Here is a 15,206-nt window from a genome sequence, read left to right on the forward strand (position 1 = left end):
GCTGGTGCTGGAGCTGGGGAGCGAGCGGGAGGAGCGGGCGGCGACCCGGGTGGAGCTGGCGACGAGCCTGGTGGTGCGGTCGAGCACGGACGCGCCCCCGGCCGCCTAGCGGTCCGTGCGGAGGGCGCCCCTCCGCCAGGTCGCGCGAACGGGCGTTCGCTGCCGCGTGGATGAGAATTTCACAAGAAAACCGACTCTGGCGGCTTCCGCTAACAGTCCCCTAATAATTCGGACTTATGTTCCTGTCGTGACGCGACACGAGGAGCAAGGCGACGCGGGCAGACGGGTGGGCCGGCGCTCGAGAGCGGTGAAGATCGTCGGCCTCGCTCTGGCGGGCACCCTGGTCCTGGGCCTGGCGGCGGCCGGCTGGGCCTACCGGCACCTCGACCGCAACATCACGAGCGTCGACATCGACGGCGCACTCGGCGACGACCGTCCGGCCAGGGCCGTGGTCACCCCCTCCGCGACCGCCCCGGCGGACGCCTCCCCGCTGCCCACCGGCTCCCTCAACATCCTGGTCCTCGGCTCGGACTCGCGCAGCGGCAAGGACAACCAGGAGCTGGGCGGCGGCGACAGCGGCGGAGCCCGGTCCGACACCGCGATGGTCGTGCACATCGACGCGGGCCGCACGAGGGCCACCGTCGTCAGCATCCCGCGCGACACCCTCGTCACCCGCCCGTCCTGCCCGCTCACCTCCGGCGGCAGCACGGCACCGGCGTACGGCGCCATGTTCAACAGCGCCTACGCGGTGGGCGGCCCGGTGTGCGCGGTGAAGACCGCCGAGACCCTCACCGGCGTCCGGATGGACCACTACCTGGAGATCGACTTCTCCGGCTTCGCCAAGCTGGTCGACGCGCTCGGCGGGGTCGACGTCACCACCGGCCAGGACATCGACGACGACAAGAGCCACCTGCACCTGAAGGCCGGCACCCACCACCTCGGCGGCAAGCAGGCCCTCGCCCTCGCCCGCACCCGGCACGGCATAGGCGACGGCAGCGACCTGGGCCGGATAGGGCTCCAGCAGACGCTGGTCAAGGCCCTGCTGGAGCGGATCTCCGGCGCCGGCCTGCTGACCGACCCGGCCCGGCTGTACCGGGTCGCCGACGCCGTCACCGCCAGCATCACCACCGACACCGGCCTGAACTCCCTGAACGAGCTGGTGAGCCTCGGCCGGAGCCTGAAGGGACTGACCGCCGACCGGGTGCGGACGGTGACCATGCCGGTCGTCACGGCGCCCTCCGACCCCAACCGGGTCGTCGCCCGGGAACCGGCGGCGAAGGACCTCTGGGCCTCCCTGCGCTGAGCCGGTGCCGCCCGGCCGCCGGGGCGCTGGAGAAGATCCCGGAAATTCTTTCCGCGAGCGTGTCGATCCGGGTGTCTCCCGTTCGACGCAAGGGGTGAGCGGCGGGAACGGACCCGCCGCCCCGACCGGAGGAGTCACCATGCCCCGCTACCTGTCGCTCGTGCGCGTCGACGAGTCCGCCGCCCCCGCCGGGGGCCCCAGCGCGGAGCTGATGCGGCGGATGGGTGAGCTGATCGAGGAGATGACCAAGGCCGGTGTGCTGCTCGACACCGCCGGGCTCACCCCCTCCGCCGAGGCGGCCCGGATGGACTGGAACGGCGAGAAGGTCTCCGTGACCGACGGCCCGTTCACCGAGTCCAAGGAGGTCGTCGGCGGCTACGCGCTCATGCAGTGCAAGGACCGGGCCGAGGCGCTGGAGTGGACGCAGCGCTTCCTGAAGATCCACGGCCCGGAGTGGCGGCTGGCCTGCGAGCTGCGGGAGATCGCCGAGGGCTGAGGCCGTTTGGCCCGCCGCCGTCCAGGGTGTTGCATGGTGGGCTGTGGAGACACAGCCCGCCGCGGCGCACGCCATCGAGACCGTCTTCCGCCTGGAGTCGCCCCGGCTGATCGCCGGCGTCGCCCGGATCGTCCGGGACGTCGGCATCGCCGAGGAACTGGCGCAGGACGCCCTGGTCGCCGCCCTGGAGCGGTGGCCGCGGGACGGGGTGCCGGACAACCCCGGCGCCTGGCTCATGGCCACGGCCCGGCACCGGGCCGTCGACCTGGTCCGGCGCCGCGAGACCTACGCCCGCAAACTCGCCGAGCTCGGCCGCGACCTGGCCGCGGCCCCGCCGTCGTACGACGCACCGGCCGACCCGGACGGCATCGACGACGACCTGCTCCGGCTGGTCTTCACCGCCTGCCACCCGGTGCTGTCGCCGGAGGCCCGCACCGCGCTCACGCTGCGCCTGCTCGGCGGCCTGACCACGGCCGAGATCGCCCGTGCCTGCCTGGTGCCCGAGCCGACGGTCGCCCAGCGGATCGTCCGCGCCAAGCGCACCCTGGCGAAGCGGAACGTCGCCTTCGAGGTGCCGTACGGCCCCGACCGCGAGGCCCGCCTCGGCTCCGTGCTGGACGTCATCTACCTGATCTTCAACGAGGGGTACGCGGCCACCGCCGGCGACGACCTGCTGCGCCCCGGCCTGTGCGAGGACGCGCTGCGGCTGGCGCGAGTGCTGTCCGCGCTGATGCCCGAGGAGCCCGAGGTGCACGGCCTGACCGCGCTGCTGGAGTTCCAGGCGTCCCGCGCCGCCGCCCGCACCGGCCCCGACGGCACGCCGGTGCTGCTGGAGGACCAGGACCGCCGCCGCTGGAACCGCATGCTCATCGCGCGTGGCATCCGCGCCCTCGACCGCGCCGGGGCCACCGCGAGCGGCCCCCCGGGCCCGTACACCCTCCAGGCGGCCATCGCCGCGTGCCACGCGCGCGCGTACACCTACGAGGAGACGGACTGGCACGCCATCGCCACCCTGTACGGCCTGCTGGCCGCCCGCGCGCCGTCCCCGGTGGTCGAGCTGAACCGCGCGGTCGCCGTGTCGATGGCCGACGGCCCGGCGGCGGGCCTGGAGCTGGTGGACGCCGTGGCCGCCGCGCCCGCGCTGCGCGACTACCACCTGCTCCCCAGTGTCCGCGGTGACCTCCTGGCCCGCCTCGGCCGCACCGCCGAGGCCCGTGAGGAGTTCCTGCGGGCGGCGGCGCTGACCCGCAACGAAAGGGAGCGGCGGCTGCTGCGGGACCGGGCGCGCGCGTGCGGCTGAGGGCGGCCGGCGGTCTCGCCTTCCGGCGCGGCTCCTTCAGGTGCTGGCCCGTTTCCGCGAGCGTCAGCCGAGCGGGCGGCCGATCAGCATCGTCGGCGCCCCGGCGACACGGGTGAGGAAGACGGTGGCCGCGTTCGGCCCCTGCGGTCTCACCTTCCGGCGCAGCTCCTCCGGCTCCACCGCCGAGCCGCGCTTCTTCACGGTCAGCGTGCCGACCTCGCGCTCCCGCAGCAGGGCCTTGAGCCTCTTGACGTTGAACGGGAGCTGGTCGGTGATCTCGTAACCGGTGGCGTACGGCGTGGGCCGGGCCTCGTCGGCGGTGACGTACGCGATGGTCGGGTCCAGGAGCCCCCCGCCGACCTCCTCGGCCACCTCCGCGACCAGGTGCGCGCGGATCACGGCGCCGTCCGGCTCGTACAGGTACCGCCCCACCGGCCGGACCCCCGGATCGGGCAGCCCGCGGCCGAGCAGCGTGCGCGGACCCGGCAGCAGCGTGGCCCGCACCGCGCCCGGCGCCCCGGTCCCGAACCACAGCACCGCCTCCTTCACGTCGCCGCCGTCGGAGATCCACTCGGCCTCGGCCGCGGCCGGGACCACCTCGTGCGGGATGCCCGGGGCGATCTTCAGTGCGGCGCGGGGTGCCGTGAGGGCCGTCCCGACCGCCCAGGACAGCGGCGGCGAGTACGCCTCCGGATCGAAGAGCCGGCCGCGCGCGCCCCGGCGCGCCGGGTCCACGAACACCGCGTCGTACCCGGCGGTGTCCACCTCCGTCACATCGGCCTCGCGCACCTCGATCAGGCCCGCCAGCCCCAGCGCCTCCGCGTTCGCCCGCGCCACCGCCGCCGTCAGCGGGTCCCGGTCCACGGCCAGCACCCGGATTCCGGCCCGCGCCAGCGCGATGGCGTCCCCGCCGATCCCGCAGCACAGGTCGGCGACGGAGGCCACGCCCAGCTCCTTCAGCCGCCCGGCCCGGTACGCCGCCACGGAGGCCCGCGTCGACTGCTCGACCCCGTTGGGCGTGAAGAACATGCGCCCGGCGTCCCCGGCCCCGAACTTCGCCACCGCCCGCTGCCGCAGCCGGGCCTGGCCGAGCGCCGCCGACACCAGCTCGGCCGGGTGGTCGCGGCGCAGCCGGGTGGCCACGGCCAGCTCCCGCGCGGGCTCGGTGTCGCGCACCTCGTCGAGGAGGGCGCGGCCTTCGGGGGTGAGGAGCAGAGCGAGGTCGTTCACCGGGACATTGTGGGCCAGTCGGTGGATGGTGCGCCTCCGGCGGCGGTGTCGCGCGGGGTCGCGGGCCGGGGCCTGGGAGGATCCGGCACCATGCGAGCAGTAGTACAAAATGACAAAAGTCGGACTCATTTCCGGCGGCTGGCCCTCGGCGGCGGAGCCGCCACGCTGGCCGCCGCCGCCCTGCTCTCCGGCTGTGCCGGACCCGAGTCCGTGCGCACCGCGTCCGGTCACGGTGGCCCCGCCCAGCCCCAGCCCCAGGACCCGGCGGCGCGCCGGGCCGCCGAACACGCCCGGCTGGCCGCCGCCGCCCGGCGCTGGGGGCTGGACCAGGTCCCGCTCACGCCCCCGCCGCCCCCCGCGGCCAAGCCGAGGATCACCGCACGCGACGGGTTCGAGGTGGACCACCAGGAGGACTGGCACCTGCCCCCCGTCTTCACCACGGTCCCCACCCGGGACAAGGTCGTGTTCCTGACGATCGACGACGGCGCCGAGAAGGACCCGCGGTTCCTCGCCATGATGCGCGAGCTCAAGGTCCCGTACACCGCGTTCCTCAGCGACTACCTGGTCAAGGACGACTACGCCTACTTCCGCAAGATGCGGTCCTACGGCAACACCCTCAACAACCACACCCTGCACCACCCCTACCTGCCGGGCCTGTCCTACGAGGAGCAGAAGGACGAGATCTGCGGCATGCAGGCCATCATGAAGAAGCAGTTCGGCAAGGCCCCCACCGTCTTCCGTCCCCCCTACGGCAACTACAACCAGGACACCCTGGTCGCCGCGAAGGAATGCGGCATCACGTACGCGCCGATCTGGAACGAGGAGGTCTTCGTCGACCACTGGGAGTACCGCGAGGACGACCAGCGGCTGCGCCGCGGCGACATCGTCCTCACCCACTTCCGCGGCCGGGACGACTGGGACGGCACGATGGTGGACGACATGCGCCGCTTCCTGAACAAGGTCACGCGCGAGGGCTACGCCGTGGCCCGCCTGGAGGACTACCTGTGAGGCGGGCTCGGGGCCCGGCCGCGGTCCTCGCCGCGGCCCTGCTCCTGACGGGCTGCGCCCAGTCCGTCGACCCCATCGAACGCCTCGGCAAGAAGGCCGCCGAAGGGGTACGCCCGCACGGCACCGCCCCCGACCACCGCTACCGCGCCTGGGGCCTGACCCGGCCCCTCGCCCGCTCCCCGGTGCACCCGGCCCGCCCGCTCGCCGAGCGCACCGGGGCCGGCGCCCCGCTCCCCGTGGTCGACCGCGTCCCCACCCGCGACCCGGTCGTCTTCCTCACCTACGACGACGGCGCCGAGCGGGACCCCCGCTTCGTCGACATGGTCCGCGAACTGAGGCTCCCGGTCACCCTGTTCCTCACCGACAGCGTCGCCGCCCCCGGCTACCCGTACTTCGCCCGCCTGCGCGCCCTCGGCGCCGGCATCGGGAACCACACCGTCGACCACCGGGCCCCGGCCGGACTGCCGTACGCCGGCCAGCGCGCCGAAATCTGCGGCCAGCAGGACCGCCTCCGCGCCGCCCTCGGCGTCCGCCCCCGGCTCTTCCGCCCGCCCTACGGCTCCTACGACCGCACCACCCTGCGCGCGGCGGCCGGCTGCGGCGTCTCCGCGCTCGTCCTGTGGCGTGCCGCCCTGACCCCGGCCGGCCTCACCTACACCCACGGCGCCCACCACCTCCGCCCCGGCGACATCGTCCTGGTGGGCCCCGACGAGTCGAGGAGGCCGGCGCTGTGGGAACGGACGGTACGGGTGCTGACGGAGGCCCAGGGGAGAGGACTGACGGCGGGCTTCCTGGAGGACTACGTGTGAGGTCCGGCCTGTCGGGGGGCGGGTCGGGGGGCGGCGGCGACCCACCGGGGCGGCGGCCCTCGCGTCGCGAATCCGGCCGACGCGCCGCGGGCAATTGGCACTCCGCTTGACCGAGTGCTAATCGCGGTCATAGTCTCGGCTCTGGCACTCCCCACTGGAGAGTGCCAGACAAACGCGACGGGCAGGTCCGGCACCCGCGACGACGGATCGACCTGGTCGCCACCTCAGACAGTTAACCCCGTGAGATCTCCGAAGGGGGAGGTCGGATCGTGACGACCGCCAGCTCCAAGGTTGCCATCAAGCCGCTCGAGGACCGCATCGTGGTCCAGCCGCTGGACGCCGAGCAGACCACGGCCTCTGGCCTGGTCATCCCGGACACCGCGAAGGAGAAGCCCCAGGAGGGCGCCGTCCTCGCCGTGGGCCCGGGCCGGTTCGAGAACGGCGAGCGTCTGCCGCTCGACGTCAAGGTCGGCGACGTCGTCCTCTACAGCAAGTACGGCGGCACCGAGGTGAAGTACAACGGCGACGAGTACCTCGTCCTCTCGGCTCGCGACGTCCTCGCGATCATCGAGAAGTAATCACCTCAAGCGACTCTCTGCTTGAAGCTGCGCCCCTGGCCCCCCGCGATCGATATGAAGCCGGGCGCCCGGGGCGCGGCGTTTTCACCCACAGATTTCCGAGAGGGCTCCCGCTGCCATGGCGAAGATCCTGAAGTTCGACGAGGACGCCCGTCGCGCCCTTGAGCGCGGCGTCAACAAGCTTGCCGACACCGTCAAGGTGACGATCGGCCCCCGCGGCCGCAACGTCGTCATCGACAAGAAGTTCGGCGCCCCGACCATCACCAACGACGGTGTCACGATCGCCCGCGAGGTCGAGATCGAGGACCCGTACGAGAACCTCGGCGCGCAGCTGGTGAAGGAGGTGGCGACCAAGACCAACGACATCGCTGGTGACGGCACCACCACCGCCACCGTCCTCGCCCAGGCGCTGGTGCGCGAGGGCCTGAAGAACGTCGCCGCCGGTGCCTCCCCGGCCGCCCTGAAGAAGGGCATCGACGCCGCCGTCAAGGCCGTCTCCGAGGACCTGCTCGCCTCGGCCCGCCCGATCGACGAGAAGTCCGACATCGCCGCCGTCGCCGCGCTGTCCGCCCAGGACCAGCAGGTCGGCGAGCTGATCGCCGAGGCCATGGACAAGGTCGGCAAGGACGGTGTCATCACCGTCGAGGAGTCCAACACCTTCGGCCTGGAGCTGGACTTCACCGAGGGCATGGCCTTCGACAAGGGCTACCTGTCGCCGTACTTCGTGACGGACCAGGAGCGCATGGAGGCCGTCCTGGAGGACCCGTACATCCTCATCAACCAGGGCAAGATCTCCGCCATCGCCGACCTGCTGCCGCTGCTGGAGAAGGTCATCCAGGCCGGCTCCTCCAAGCCGCTGCTGATCATCGCCGAGGACGTCGAGGGCGAGGCCCTGTCGACCCTGGTCGTCAACAAGATCCGCGGCACCTTCAACGCCGTCGCGGTGAAGGCCCCCGGCTTCGGCGACCGCCGCAAGGCGATGCTCCAGGACATGGCCGTCCTCACCGGCGCCACCGTCATCTCGGAGGAGGTCGGCCTCAAGCTCGACCAGGTCGGCACCGACGTGCTCGGCTCCGCCCGCCGCGTCACCGTCACCAAGGACGACACCACGATCGTCGACGGCGCCGGCAAGTCCGAGGACGTGCAGGGCCGCATCGCCCAGATCAAGGCCGAGATCGAGACCACCGACTCCGACTGGGACCGCGAGAAGCTCCAGGAGCGCCTCGCGAAGCTGGCCGGCGGCGTGTGCGTGATCAAGGTCGGCGCCGCCACCGAGGTGGAGCTGAAGGAGAAGAAGCACCGTCTGGAGGACGCCATCTCCGCGACCCGCGCCGCGGTCGAGGAGGGCATCGTCTCCGGTGGTGGCTCCGCCCTGGTCCACGCCTCCAAGGTGCTCGACGGCAACCTCGACAAGTCCGGCGACGAGGCCACCGGTGTCGCCGTGGTCCGCAACGCCGTGGTCGAGCCGCTGCGCTGGATCGGCGAGAACGCCGGCCAGGAGGGCTACGTCATCGTGTCCAAGGTCAAGGACCTGGACAAGGGGCAGGGCTACAACGCCGCCACCGGCGAGTACGGCGACCTGATCAAGGCCGGCGTCATCGACCCGGTCAAGGTCACCCGCTCCGCCCTGGAGAACGCCGCCTCCATCGCCTCCCTGCTGCTCACGACCGAGACCCTGGTCGTCGAGAAGAAGGAAGAGGAGCCGGAGGCCGCGGGCCACGGCCACAGCCACGGCCACGCCCACTGAGCCCGGCGCTGAGCTGAACTAGGTGCCCGGTGCCCCCTCGGGGGTGCCGGGCACCGTGCGTTGCGGCGACCGGACGGACCGGCCGGGATCGGCGCCGCCCCCGCTCCCTCGTCTACATGCCCCGCTCGTCCTCACACACGTAGGTGAAGCCGCGGGGCAGCTCGTGCGGCCCGGCCAGACCGGCCCTCGCGTGGTCAGCCCCGGAGACCGCCCATCCGCCGGCCGCCACGGCACCGGTGGCGCAGGCCAGGACGCGCCAGTCGCGGGGAGTCCAGGCGAAGACCGCGTCCTGGCCGAAGCGGCGGCCGAGGTCGCGCGCCGCGGTGTCGCTCAGGCCGACGACGGCCACGCTCTCCTCGCGGTGCGAGCCGCGTACGTCGCCTCCCTGCGCGGGCCACCAGGTGAGCCTTTGCCGGCGGACGTCGTCGAGCAGCAGGCGCTGGGCGCGGGCGTTGGCGTCGGCCGGCGCGGTACGGCCGAGGGGATTCCACGCGGTGATCACATGAATGGTGGCGCCGTGGGCCGGTGCCGGGAAGCAACCCTCGACCGTGCCCGAAGGACGCGGTCCGACGCGGAGGGTGCGGTCCCCGAAACGGATGTCGACCACTGCCGTGCGGTAAAGATCCCAGTTGAGGGGCGTACCGGCTGCGTCACTGCTGTGCACAAGGGCATCCTGTGGAACGAAGACCCCCTTACACGTCGTGCAGGGAGATCGGGGCTCGCCCCCACACGGAAGCGGGGGCAGGATCCGCAAGATGCCATGATCCGCGCTCCGGGACAAGGTGCTGCGACGGCTGGGGAACGCCTACTGCTCCAACGCGTCGAGCGCCCCCAGCTGCTGCATCAGCCCCAGCTGGTCGTGCTGCCACCACAGCTCGGCGATCTTGCCGCTGTCGCCGAACCGGAACAGCGTCATCCCGGTCATGGTGACCTGGTTGCCGGTCGGCGCGATCCCCAGGAAATCGCCCTGGTGCGCGGCGTACCAGGTCCACCGCGCGCAGGACCGGTCGCCCTGGCTGAGCACGTCCTCCACCGTGAACGCGAAGTCGAAGGCGCCGCGCCACATCCGGAACTCGGCGCGGACGTTGTCCAGCCCGATGGTGTCCTGCGGGTTCATCGGGTCGTGGCTGTGAACGTCCTCGGCCAGCAGGTCGTTGAGCGGCGGCAGGTCACCCTCGGCGCACAGCGCCTCGAAGAACCCGCGCACCATGCCCTCGGGCAGGCTCTCGTCCCGTACGACGTCCAGGTCGACGAACGTCGGCATCTCGTCGCACAGCGCCACCAGCCCCCGGAAGATCCGGTCCGTCTCCGGGAGGTTCGAGTTCCGCATCGCGTCCTCGTACGACGGGAACTCCAGCACTTCGACGACGTGCGACGCGTCCGACCGGTCCGTGCCGACCACCGCGTGCGTCGCCGTCCGCTTCCCCTTGGTCTGCTGGACCCAGTCGTCCATGAGCCGGTTCATCTCGTCCAGCCGGCTCGTCCTGCACTCGATGAGCTGTACGAAGGTCATGCGCCGCCTCCGGCCCCCCTGGTCCGGTACCGTCCCGCCCATCTTCCCACCGGGACGGCGGCGCCACCCGCTCGCTACCGCGGCCCGTACCTGCGCCCCGTCCGGGAGCTGATCCCGCCCATCAGCCCGCGCGGCGCCACCTTCACCAGGCCCATCAGCGCCTTGTAGCGGGGATCGGGGATGGACACCGTCTTGCCGCGCGCGAGGTCGGACAGCGCCGCCGCGACCAGCTTGTCGGCGTCCAGCCACAGCCAGCCCGGGATGTTGTCCGTGCCCATCCCGGCCCGCTCGTGGAACTCGGTGCGCACGAACCCCGGGCACAGCGCCATCAGCCGGACCCCGCTGCCGGCCAGGTCCTTGGCCGCGCCCTGGGTGAACTGCACGACCCACGCCTTGGACGCGCCGTACGTACCGCGCGGGACGAACGCGGCCACCGAGGCGACGTTCACCACCCCGCCCCGGCCGCGCTCGCGCATCGCCCCGGCCGCCGCCGACGTCAGCCGGAGCACCGCCTCGCAGTGCACCTTGAGCATCCGCAGCTCGTCCGCCATCGGCACGTCCAGATAGCGGCCCTTGTTGCCGAAGCCGGCGTTGTTGACCAGCAGGTCGACCGGGTTCTTCCGGTCGCCGAGCCGGTCGGCCACCGCCTCGATGCCCTTGTCCTGCGCCAGGTCGGCGGTCAGCACCTCCACCTCGATGCCGTGCCGGTCGTGCAGTTCCGTCGCCTGCTCGCGCAGCCGCTTGGCGTCCCGCGCGACCAGGACGAGGTCGTGCCCGTCAGCCGCCAGCCGCCGCGCGAACGCGGCACCGATCCCCGCGGTCGATCCCGTAATCAGAGCCGTTGTCATGGCCCAAGCGTAGTGACCCGGACGGACCGCCTCCGTGGTCCGCGCGCCGTGCCCGCCGCGGCGCCGGCGGATCACCCCTCTCCGTGCTCGGCCACGTACGTGCGGGCCTTGGCCAGCGTCTCGGTGTGCAGCGCCGTGCCCGCCGCGAGCAGCCGGGGCAGCAGCTCCCGCTCGGTGGTGACCGCGCGGAACTGCATCGCCGCCGTCACGCCGTGGTCCGGCCGGTGCACGATCTCGACCGGATCGCCGGCCCGGATCTCGCCCGGCTCGATCACCCGGAGGTAGGCGCCCGTCGCGCCCATCCGCGTGAATCTCCTGACCCAGCCGCGCTCGCCCAGATGGCCCTGGAACGTGGCGCACGGAATGCGGCCGGACGTCACCTCCAGCACGACGGCGGGACCGATCCGCCAGCGCTCCCCGATCAGCGCGCCGGAGACGTCCAGACCGTCCGTCGTCAGGTTCTCGCCGAAGCACCCGTGGGCCAGCGGCCTGCCGAGTTCGCGCTCCCAGGCGTCGAGGTCCTCGCGGGCGTACGCGTACACCGCCTGGTCGTCCCCGCCGTGGTAGCGGGTGTCGCACACCGCGTCCCCGGCGAGCCCGCTCGCGCCGACGCCCTTGGGGCCGGGTGCCGCCACCCGCACCGGGCCGTCGGCCGGCTGCTTGTCTATGCCGGTCAGGCCGTCCGGCTGGTTCGTGTAGGGCACCTGCCGGGGCCGGCCCAGATTGACCGAGAGAAGCTTCATCCCGGCACGGTAAGCGATCCGGACCCAAAGCGTCGACGCATTATCGTCGGTCCCGTCCAAGCCTGCCTTATGCTCGACGCGTGATCGAGGCCCGTCATCTCCGCGTCCTGCGCGCCGTCGCCACCACCGGTTCCTTCTCGGCGGCCGGACGCCAGCTGGGCTGCACCCAGCCCGCCGTCAGCCAGCAGATGAAGGCCCTGGAAGCCTCGGTCGGCACCCCGCTGCTGGTCCGCACTGGGCGCGAGATGCGCCTCACCCAGGCCGGCGAGGCCCTGGTCCGGCACGCCTCCGGCATCCTCGCCGGGCTCACCGCGGCCGAGGAGGAGGTCGCCGCCATCGCCGGCCTGCGCGCGGGCCGCGTCCGGCTGGTCTCCTTCCCCAGCGGCAGCTCCACCCTGGTCCCCACCGCCCTGGCCGCCCTGCGCGCGGCCCACCCCGGCACCCGCGTCTCGCTGGAGGAGGCCGAACCGCCGAGGTCCGTGGAACTGCTCCGCGAAGGCGACTGCGACCTGGCCCTGGCCTTCCGCTACGAGGGGGCGGCGGTCGCCGAGGACTGGGACGACCTCGTCCTGCGACCCCTGCTGACGGACCGCCTGGTCGCCCTGGTGCCCGAACGGCACCGGCTCGCGCGCGCGGACACCGTCGCCATCGGCGAGCTGGCGAACGAGCCCTGGATCGCGGGCTGCCCGCGCTGCCGCGGCCAGCTGGTCGAGGTGTGCGAGGGGGCCGGCTTCACCCCGCGCATCGACTTCGCCACCGACGACTACCCGGCCGTGGTCGGCCTGGTCGGCGCCGGCCTCGGCGTCGCCGTCCTGCCCCAGCTGGCCGTGGAGTCGGTACGGCCGCGGGGCGTGCGCACGGTACGGCTGGAACCGGCGGTACGGCGGGAGATCGTCGCCCTCACGCTGCCCGACCTGGCCCAGGTGCCGGCGGTGTCGGCCACGCTGGAGCAACTGGCGCGGGCGGCGCGGGCGGCGGGGCGCGGCCAGGCGTAGCCGGCGGCACGGAGGTCGCCGAAGACGGCACGGAGGTCACCGAAGGAACAGGGGTCACGGAGACGAGGGGGCCGCCCGGACGAGGCACGGGCACGCGCGTGCGTGCCCGGTAAGGAAACGGATGCTTTGCCGATGGTGATGCAGAAACGTTCCTTCAGTGATCCGAAGCGGTGTCCCCGCTGGTGGTGGAGGCCGCCACCAGGCGGTTGCGCGCCCGCCCCATCAACTCCTCACGCTCGTCCTCGGTCAGGCCGCCCCAGACGCCGTACGGCTCGCGCACCGCCAGTGCGTGTGCCGCGCACTCCGCACGGACCGGGCACCTCATGCAGACCTCTTTGGCCGAGTTCTCGCGAGCGCTCCGAGCCGCCCCGCGCTCGCCCTCCGGGTGGAAGAAGAGCGAGCTGTCCACCCCGCGGCAGGCAGCCAGCAGCTGCCAGTCCCACAGGTCCGCGTTCGGTCCGGGAAGGCGGGAGAAATCTGCCATTACGTGACCCCTTGTCGCCGTTCTGGGCGGATACGGTGCCAACGACCGTACATCTCCGGTCTAAGGAGATGAAAATATGACTCATTGCGAATCTAGCCCCGGACACTGCGAAACGGGAAGAAAAAGGGCCGAATGGGGCATAGGTTGTGATGAAAAGTTGTGGGTCCGTCGAGCATGTCTGCACCGTGTCGACGCCCTCACGTAGAGTGCCGAAGACGGCACGCGGGCCCGTAACTCTTTCGAGTGACCGTCGTTGAGAGTGCGGATGCGGTTGAGAAAACAAGCGCTCGGGCAGGCGTCCGAGACGGTCGACCGCACAGGTGACGATTCCGTACCAGCCTGGAGGCTCAAGGTGACGCGCATCAGCTGCGGAGGGCGGTCATGACATCCGTCCTCGTCTGCGACGACTCCCCGCTTGCCCGAGAAGCGCTCCGCCGCGCGGTCGCGACCGTGCCCGGTGTCGAGCGCGTGACGACGGCGGCCAACGGCGAGGAAGTCCTCCGCCGCTGGGGCGCCGACCGCTCCGACCTCATCCTGATGGATGTCCGCATGCCCGGCCTGGGCGGCGTCGAGACCGTGCGCCGGCTGCTGTCCGCCGACCCGGGCGCACGCATCATCATGCTCACCGTCGCCGAGGACCTCGACGGGGTGGCCCTCGCCGTCGCCGCCGGTGCCCGGGGATACCTGCACAAGGACGCCTCGCGCGCGGAGCTGCGGGCCACGGTGACCCAGGCGCTGGCCGACCCCACGTGGCGACTCGCCCCGCGCCGGCTGCGCTCGGCGGAGATGGGCGCCGCGCCCACGCTCACCGCGCGGGAGATCCAGGTCCTGGAGGGCATGAGCCACGGCCGCTCCAACGCCGAGATCGGGCGCGAGCTGTTCCTCTCCGAGGACACCGTCAAGACGCACGCCCGGCGCCTGTTCAAGAAGCTCGGCGCCTCGGACCGGGCGCACGCGGTGGCCCTCGGCTTCCGCTGGGGACTGGTCCGCTAGCGAGCGTGGAGCCGGGCGGGCCGCTCGGCGCCGGGGCACATCCCGGGTGCCGTCCGCGCCCGCGGCCCCTGTGCGGGCGGCCCGGCTCGAGCTCCGGTCCCCGGGTACCGCCGGTACCCGGGTGCCGCGGTGGCGTGGCGGGCCGTCGTGCCGTCGCCGTGCCGTTCGGTGGACGGGGCCGTCCGGGTGATTCCGGTCGTCCCGGTCCACCCTGGTCACCCCGCTGTCCCGGCCGTCCGGGCCCGCGCCCGACGGGCGAACCGTCGCAGCGGCCGGCGGCCCGCCGGACGCGCGCTGCTCGTTTCGGCGCGGATGCCGCATCCTTGGAGGTGTGGAGTCTCTCGGGGACGAGTCGGTCGAGCGGAAGGGGAGGGCGCAGGGAATGAGTGCCGGCGCACCTGCTCATAACGCTTCGGTGCACAACCACGAGCACGATGCGACGGACCGGACGGCCGCAGGGCACCATGGACCGATGCGCGACGACGAGGCGGGCACGGCCCACGGGGCGATCGGTGCGCTCGTGCATCGCGCCGTCGACGGGGACGAGCAGGCCACGCACGATCTGCTCGCCCATGTCCACCCCCTGGCGCTGCGCTACTGCCGCACCCGCCTGTCCCGGCTGCCCGGCGACGCGCGCCACTTCGTGGAGGACCTCGCCCAGGAGGTCTGTGTGGCGGTCCTCCTCGCCCTGCCCCGCTACCGCGACACCGGCCGCCCCTTCGAGGCGTTCGTCTTCGCCATCGCCTCCCACAAGGTCGCCGACCTCCAGCGGGCCGCGATGCGCCACCCGGGATCGACCGCGGTGCCGTCCGACGAGATGCCCGAGCGGCCCGACGACTCCCTCGGCCCCGAGGAGCGCGCGCTGCTCAGCAGCGACGCCGAGTGGGCCAAGAAACTGCTGGCCAACCTCCCCGAAAACCAGCGCGAACTGCTCCTGCTGCGCATCGCCGTGGGCTTGACCGCGGAGGAGACGGGGCAGATGTTGGGAATGTCACCCGGCGCGGTCCGCGTGGCCCAGCACCGGGCCCTGAGCCGCCTGAGGGCGCTCGCCGAACAGTGAACCCCCCTGCGCGCAGCCCGTAGTGGCTCCCGCACCGAACGGGCACGCCGCCGTTTCCGTATGAACATACGAAGCCCGGAGCGACCCCGTACCGTGGAA

The 15,206-nt window shown here is 72.7% G+C and carries 16 protein-coding genes and 1 pseudogene; 11 read left to right on the forward strand and 6 right to left on the reverse strand.

Going from position 1 to position 15,206, the window contains the following annotated elements; translation table 11 throughout:
• The 4 genes and pseudogenes from AB0947_RS03540 to AB0947_RS03555 all read left to right on the forward strand — a co-directional run.
• Positions 1 to 109, forward strand: a pseudogene (locus AB0947_RS03540) (LacI family transcriptional regulator); the annotation flags it as partial.
• Positions 110 to 247: 138 nt separating this feature from the next.
• Positions 248 to 1,303 (forward strand): LCP family protein, encoded by a 1,056-nt coding sequence (locus AB0947_RS03545; RefSeq protein ID WP_366748583.1) that lies wholly within the window; start codon positions 248 to 250, stop codon positions 1,301 to 1,303.
• Between the two features lie 139 nt (positions 1,304 to 1,442).
• The gene (locus tag AB0947_RS03550) at positions 1,443 to 1,799 is read left to right on the forward strand and encodes a YciI family protein (RefSeq protein ID WP_366748584.1); all 357 of its coding nucleotides are present in this window, start codon (positions 1,443 to 1,445) and stop codon (positions 1,797 to 1,799) included.
• Between the two features lie 43 nt (positions 1,800 to 1,842).
• On the forward strand, positions 1,843 to 3,099 hold the full coding sequence (locus AB0947_RS03555) for a sigma-70 family RNA polymerase sigma factor (protein ID WP_366748585.1): 1,257 nt from the start codon (positions 1,843 to 1,845) through the stop codon (positions 3,097 to 3,099).
• A 63-nt stretch (positions 3,100 to 3,162) separates the two neighbouring features.
• On the opposite strand, the gene AB0947_RS03560 is transcribed toward AB0947_RS03555, so the two are convergent.
• The gene (locus AB0947_RS03560) at positions 3,163 to 4,329 is read right to left on the reverse strand and encodes a methyltransferase domain-containing protein (protein WP_366748586.1); all 1,167 of its coding nucleotides are present in this window, start codon (positions 4,327 to 4,329) and stop codon (positions 3,163 to 3,165) included.
• A 90-nt stretch (positions 4,330 to 4,419) separates the two neighbouring features.
• Between AB0947_RS03560 and AB0947_RS03565 the strand changes: the two genes are divergently transcribed.
• The 4 genes from AB0947_RS03565 (at position 4,420) to groL (ending at position 8,471) form a co-directional block, all read left to right on the forward strand.
• Positions 4,420 to 5,337: a polysaccharide deacetylase family protein gene (locus AB0947_RS03565; RefSeq protein WP_366748587.1), complete on the forward strand. Its 918-nt coding sequence runs from the start codon at positions 4,420 to 4,422 to the stop codon at positions 5,335 to 5,337.
• A complete protein-coding gene (locus tag AB0947_RS03570; RefSeq protein WP_366748588.1) occupies positions 5,334 to 6,146 on the forward strand; it encodes a polysaccharide deacetylase family protein in 813 nt (270 codons plus the stop codon). Before AB0947_RS03565 ends, AB0947_RS03570 begins: the two co-directional genes overlap by 4 nt.
• 269 nt (positions 6,147 to 6,415) lie before the next feature.
• Positions 6,416 to 6,724, forward strand: a complete 309-nt coding sequence (gene groES, locus AB0947_RS03575; RefSeq protein ID WP_004955293.1) for a co-chaperone GroES — start codon at positions 6,416 to 6,418, stop codon at positions 6,722 to 6,724.
• A gap of 118 nt (positions 6,725 to 6,842) precedes the next feature.
• Positions 6,843 to 8,471 carry a chaperonin GroEL gene (gene groL / locus AB0947_RS03580; protein WP_366748589.1) on the forward strand — a complete coding sequence of 543 codons (1,629 nt, stop codon included), beginning with the start codon at positions 6,843 to 6,845 and terminating at the stop codon, positions 8,469 to 8,471.
• Between the two features lie 112 nt (positions 8,472 to 8,583).
• Here groL and AB0947_RS03585 read toward each other — a convergent pair whose 3' ends face one another.
• From AB0947_RS03585 to AB0947_RS03600, 4 genes are all read right to left on the reverse strand, one after another.
• Complete coding sequence (locus tag AB0947_RS03585; protein ID WP_366748590.1) at positions 8,584 to 9,135, reverse strand: DUF3293 domain-containing protein; 552 nt, start codon at positions 9,133 to 9,135, stop codon at positions 8,584 to 8,586.
• 141 nt (positions 9,136 to 9,276) lie between these two features.
• Positions 9,277 to 9,984: an ester cyclase gene (locus AB0947_RS03590; protein ID WP_366748591.1), complete on the reverse strand. Its 708-nt coding sequence runs from the start codon at positions 9,982 to 9,984 to the stop codon at positions 9,277 to 9,279.
• Between the two features lie 74 nt (positions 9,985 to 10,058).
• Positions 10,059 to 10,832, reverse strand: a complete 774-nt coding sequence (locus AB0947_RS03595; RefSeq protein ID WP_366748592.1) for an SDR family oxidoreductase — start codon at positions 10,830 to 10,832, stop codon at positions 10,059 to 10,061.
• A gap of 71 nt (positions 10,833 to 10,903) precedes the next feature.
• Positions 10,904 to 11,575, reverse strand: coding sequence for an MOSC domain-containing protein (locus AB0947_RS03600; protein WP_366748593.1), 672 nt, complete (start codon positions 11,573 to 11,575; stop codon positions 10,904 to 10,906).
• Positions 11,576 to 11,655: 80 nt separating this feature from the next.
• On the opposite strand from AB0947_RS03600, the gene AB0947_RS03605 reads away from it, so the two are divergent.
• A complete protein-coding gene (locus tag AB0947_RS03605) occupies positions 11,656 to 12,570 on the forward strand; it encodes a LysR family transcriptional regulator (protein ID WP_366748594.1) in 915 nt (304 codons plus the stop codon).
• A 154-nt stretch (positions 12,571 to 12,724) separates the two neighbouring features.
• Here AB0947_RS03605 and AB0947_RS03610 read toward each other — a convergent pair whose 3' ends face one another.
• Positions 12,725 to 13,054: a WhiB family transcriptional regulator gene (locus tag AB0947_RS03610; RefSeq protein WP_030641276.1), complete on the reverse strand. Its 330-nt coding sequence runs from the start codon at positions 13,052 to 13,054 to the stop codon at positions 12,725 to 12,727.
• A 381-nt stretch (positions 13,055 to 13,435) separates the two neighbouring features.
• Between AB0947_RS03610 and AB0947_RS03615 the strand changes: the two genes are divergently transcribed.
• The gene (locus AB0947_RS03615) at positions 13,436 to 14,047 is read left to right on the forward strand and encodes a response regulator transcription factor (RefSeq protein WP_003948568.1); all 612 of its coding nucleotides are present in this window, start codon (positions 13,436 to 13,438) and stop codon (positions 14,045 to 14,047) included.
• A 472-nt stretch (positions 14,048 to 14,519) separates the two neighbouring features.
• A complete protein-coding gene (locus tag AB0947_RS03620; RefSeq protein WP_030641278.1) occupies positions 14,520 to 15,107 on the forward strand; it encodes a sigma-70 family RNA polymerase sigma factor in 588 nt (195 codons plus the stop codon).
• Positions 15,108 to 15,206: the final 99 nt, after the last annotated feature.

Origin of the sequence: Streptomyces sp. NPDC047841 (assembly GCF_040704085.1) — a bacterium.
GTDB classification, from domain to species: Bacteria; Actinomycetota; Actinomycetes; order Streptomycetales; family Streptomycetaceae; genus Streptomyces; species Streptomyces argyrophylli.